The sequence below is a fragment of the Ligilactobacillus murinus DSM 20452 = NBRC 14221 genome (assembly GCF_001591685.1).
GTDB classification, from domain to species: domain Bacteria; phylum Bacillota; class Bacilli; order Lactobacillales; family Lactobacillaceae; genus Ligilactobacillus; species Ligilactobacillus murinus.
This window is the reverse complement of record NZ_BCVJ01000109.1, coordinates 1-1,400: the sequence shown is the minus strand read 5'-3', so window position 1 is coordinate 1,400 and position 1,400 is coordinate 1. Positions and strand designations below refer to the sequence as shown.

Below are 1,400 nucleotides of genomic sequence, written 5' to 3'. Positions count from 1 at the left end.
ATTTATCCCCTCTAAAGGCCCATTAGTATAGTGACAATATTGGGGTTCTAAAGCTGTAATGACGGGAATCAAATTATCATAAAGTGTTAGAAGTGCTTTGTCAGCCTTAGATGCTTTAGGACGGCAGCCAGAGTATTTTTGATTTACTTCAGTAAGGCACTGCTTGAATATTTTTATTTTAGAAGGTGTTGGGTCATCAATAACCTCTAAGAGCCGTTGATAGTCCCAATATGCTTTGCGGAAGTCTTGATCAGCTAATTGAAGTCCTTGATTGACTAACTGTTCCGCAGTGACCCATTTACGTTGAGATCTTTCATAAAACTGATGAGTACAGTTTAGATCATCATATCGTTTTAAAAAGAGCTTCCAATTACGTTTAAACAGCTTATAATTTTTAGAACTATGGTCAAACTGATTCATCAAATCAGTACGCATTGAATTTACGGCGCGATTGAGCATTTGAACGATGTGGAATCTATCGATGATGATCTTAGCATTAGGGAAAAGCTTTTTGATAAGGTCAACGTAGTACGAATTCAGATCACAGCTAACAGTACGAACTAAGCTTCTTACAGGAGCGGGGAAACGCATGAAATAGTTGAAAATAGTCTGTTTCAATCGGTTAGGTAAGATAGTCTGAATGGCGTGGTTATCAGCATCTAGACAAATAAAGTGGTATGTGTTGTGAGTGCCTCTGAATTCATCAAAGCACAGATGGAGCGGTAAGAAGTTAAAGTTATTCCGAAACTCGCAACGAGTAGAGTCTAGCGTGCGATTGACAGTAGAGGCAGAAACACCTTCTTCAAATGCGATAGTTTTAGCACTGATATCCATTCTTAATCTGACAGCTATTTTGGCTTTAAGGAGTTTAGAGATCTGACAACCATGATCAGTGAGCTCAGAGCTTGCGGAGCAAGTAGAGTTACAGTTACGACAACGGATCCTGGCAGAACGAGCAGCAATAGCTGTTTGATATGTTGAATTGACAGAAGGAACTTTTATAAGATGCATAGGAGTAAACCCATTACGATAGAAAGAGGTAAAACCGCAATTATGACATCTAAAATCAGCTAATTCCTGAGGCAAGAAGTAAACAGTAGCAGGGAAAAGGAGATATTTAGTTCCTCTAAGAGTATCTTTATAAGGTTCATCATCAAAGATAAGATGCGGGTCATGACAATTAAGGCAAGATTTAACTGTTGAATCAATAATGTTTGTAGTATAATTTAAAGAGGTCATAATGGACACCATACTTTCTAATTGAGTTTTCGTGGTAGGATACACAAGAGAAAGATGCCATTATGGCTCTTTTTGTGTATATAGGATACTTTTTATTTTATGATAAATCAAAAAAGCTGTGTAATGAAGTAATATCATTACACAGTAAAAAGTATAGAGCC

At 37.1% G+C, this 1,400-nt stretch carries 1 protein-coding gene; it reads right to left on the bottom strand.

What is annotated here, in order from left to right; translation table 11 throughout:
• The coding region (locus LMU01S_RS09970; RefSeq protein WP_061773587.1) for an ISL3 family transposase at nucleotides 1–1,239 on the bottom strand (1,239 nt) is incomplete at its 3' end.
• Nucleotides 1,240–1,400: the final 161 nt, after the last annotated feature.